Annotated in this window: 2 tRNA genes and 1 rRNA gene; all 3 read right to left on the bottom strand. The window is 51.6% G+C overall.

Annotation, left to right across the window (positions count from 1 at the left end):
• Positions 1–71: 71 nt before the first annotated feature.
• Positions 72–2,963, bottom strand: a 23S ribosomal RNA gene (locus tag ACNFIA_RS31870).
• A 230-nt stretch (positions 2,964–3,193) separates the two neighbouring features.
• Positions 3,194–3,269, bottom strand: a tRNA-Ala gene (locus tag ACNFIA_RS31865).
• A gap of 29 nt (positions 3,270–3,298) precedes the next feature.
• Positions 3,299–3,375: transfer RNA gene (locus ACNFIA_RS31860), tRNA-Ile, on the bottom strand.
• Positions 3,376–3,381: the final 6 nt, after the last annotated feature.

Genomic DNA, 3,381 nt, shown 5'->3' with positions numbered 1-3,381 from the left:
ATTTGCGGTTCACACGAACTTTCGGTTCGTTACGTCTTCACCGTACAACACGCAAATTGTTTGGGTGTTATATGGTCAAGCCTCACGGGCAATTAGTATCGGTTAGCTCAACGCCTCACAGCGCTTACACACCCGACCTATCAACGTCGTAGTCTTCGACGGCCCTTCAGGGGAATCAAGTTCCCAGTGAGATCTCATCTTGAGGCTAGTTTCCCGCTTAGATGCTTTCAGCGGTTATCTATTCCGAACATAGCTACCCGGCAATGCCACTGGCGTGACAACCGGAACACCAGAGGTTCGTCCACTCCGGTCCTCTCGTACTAGGAGCAGCCCCTCTCAAATCTCAAACGTCCACGGCAGATAGGGACCGAACTGTCTCACGACGTTCTAAACCCAGCTCGCGTACCACTTTAAATGGCGAACAGCCATACCCTTGGGACCGGCTTCAGCCCCAGGATGTGATGAGCCGACATCGAGGTGCCAAACACCGCCGTCGATATGAACTCTTGGGCGGTATCAGCCTGTTATCCCCGGAGTACCTTTTATCCGTTGAGCGATGGCCCTTCCATACAGAACCACCGGATCACTAAGACCTACTTTCGTACCTGCTCGACGTGTCTGTCTCGCAGTCAAGCGCGCTTTTGCCTTTATACTCTACGACCGATTTCCGACCGGTCTGAGCGCACCTTCGTACTCCTCCGTTACTCTTTAGGAGGAGACCGCCCCAGTCAAACTGCCCACCATACACTGTCCTCGATCCGGATAACGGACCAGAGTTAGAACCTCAAGCATGCCAGGGTGGTATTTCAAGGATGGCTCCACGCAGACTGGCGTCCACGCTTCAAAGCCTCCCACCTATCCTACACAAGCAGGCTCAAAGTCCAGTGCAAAGCTACAGTAAAGGTTCACGGGGTCTTTCCGTCTAGCCGCGGATACACTGCATCTTCACAGCGATTTCAATTTCACTGAGTCTCGGGTGGAGACAGCGCCGCCATCGTTACGCCATTCGTGCAGGTCGGAACTTACCCGACAAGGAATTTCGCTACCTTAGGACCGTTATAGTTACGGCCGCCGTTTACCGGGGCTTCGATCAAGAGCTTCGCTTTCGCTAACCCCATCAATTAACCTTCCGGCACCGGGCAGGCGTCACACCCTATACGTCCACTTTCGTGTTTGCAGAGTGCTGTGTTTTTAATAAACAGTCGCAGCGGCCTGGTATCTTCGACCGGCATGGGCTTACGTAGTAAATACTTCACCCTCGCCGGCGCACCTTCTCCCGAAGTTACGGTGCCATTTTGCCTAGTTCCTTCACCCGAGTTCTCTCAAGCGCCTTGGTATTCTCTACCCAACCACCTGTGTCGGTTTGGGGTACGGTTCCTAGTTACCTGAAGCTTAGAAGCTTTTCCTGGAAGCATGGCATCAACCACTTCATCATCTAAAAGACGACTCGTCATCAGCTCTCGGCATTAAGACCCCGGATTTACCTAAGATCTCTGCCTACCACCTTAAACTTGGACAACCAACGCCAAGCTGGCCTAGCCTTCTCCGTCCCTCCATCGCAGTAACTAGAAGTACAGGAATATTAACCTGTTTCCCATCGACTACGCTCTTCAGCCTCGCCTTAGGGACCGACTAACCCTGCGTCGATTAACGTTGCGCAGGAACCCTTGGTCTTTCGGCGTGGGAGTTTTTCACTCCCATTGTCGTTACTCATGTCAGCATTCGCACTTCTGATACCTCCAGCAAGCTTCTCAACTCACCTTCACAGGCTTACAGAACGCTCCTCTACCGCGCATCTTGCGATGCACCCGTAGCTTCGGTGTGTGGTTTGAGCCCCGTTACATCTTCCGCGCAGGCCGACTCGACTAGTGAGCTATTACGCTTTCTTTAAAGGGTGGCTGCTTCTAAGCCAACCTCCTAGCTGTCTAAGCCTTCCCACATCGTTTACCACTTAACCACAACTTTGGGACCTTAGCTGACGGTCTGGGTTGTTTCCCTTTTCACGACGGACGTTAGCACCCGCCGTGTGTCTCCCACGCTGACACTTCCAGGTATTCGGAGTTTGCATCGGTTTGGTAAGTCGGGATGACCCCCTAGCCGAAACAGTGCTCTACCCCCTGGAGTGATACGTGAGGCGCTACCTAAATAGCTTTCGAGGAGAACCAGCTATCTCCGAGCTTGATTAGCCTTTCACTCCGATCCACAAGTCATCCCCTACCTTTTCAACGGGAGTGGGTTCGGTCCTCCAGTCAGTGTTACCTAACCTTCAACCTGCTCATGGATAGATCGCCCGGTTTCGGGTCTATACCCAGCGACTAAATCGCCCTATTAAGACTCGCTTTCGCTACGCCTTCCCTATACGGTTAAGCTCGCCACTGAATATAAGTCGCTGACCCATTATACAAAAGGTACGCAGTCACCTAACAAAGTAGGCTCCCACTGCTTGTACGCATACGGTTTCAGGTTCTATTTCACTCCCCTCTCCGGGGTTCTTTTCGCCTTTCCCTCACGGTACTGGTTCACTATCGGTCAGTCAGTAGTATTTAGCCTTGGAGGATGGTCCCCCCATATTCAGACAAAGTTTCTCGTGCTCCGTCCTACTCGATTTCACTTCAAAGAACCTTTCACATACGGGGCTATCACCCACTATGGCCGCACTTTCCAGAGCGTTCTGTTAGATTCAAAGAAGCTTAAGGGCTAGTCCCCGTTCGCTCGCCACTACTAAGGGAATCTCGGTTGATTTCTTTTCCTCAGGGTACTTAGATGTTTCAGTTCCCCTGGTTCGCCTCTTGCACCTATGTATTCAGTGCAAGATACCCGAGTTATCTCGGGTGGGTTTCCCCATTCAGAGATCTCCGGATCAAAGTCTGTTTGCCGACTCCCCGAAGCTTATCGCAGGCTACCACGTCTTTCATCGCCTCTGACTGCCAAGGCATCCACCGTATGCGCTTCTTCACTTGACCATATAACCCCAAGCAATCTGGTTATTGTCTCGAACGTGAAGACGACATTCGCCGAAAATTCGCGCTTGAACTCGCAAATTTTACCTTGACTTGAATAATCACCAGTGAAAGAGATTATTCAGTCTACTTCTATCACATACCCAAATTTTTAAAGAACGGTTCTGGCACAAAGACCAGACATCAATGTTCGTTCAACCTGAACATTCATGTCTGAGCTTTCGACGATTTAATGGTGGAGCCAAGGAGGATCGAACTCCTGACCTCCTGCGTGCAAAGCAGGCGCTCTCCCAGCTGAGCTATGGCCCCTTATCGGATCAGCAGCACACCACAACAATTGGTGGGTCTGGGCAGATTCGAACTGCCGACCTCACCCTTATCAGGGGTGCGCTCTAACCAACTGAGCTACAGACCCAATCGT

Source organism: Pseudomonas sp. NY15437, assembly GCF_048068435.1.
GTDB lineage: Bacteria > Pseudomonadota > Gammaproteobacteria > Pseudomonadales > Pseudomonadaceae > Pseudomonas > Pseudomonas nitroreducens_B.
This window is presented reverse-complemented; position numbering and strand designations above follow the sequence as displayed.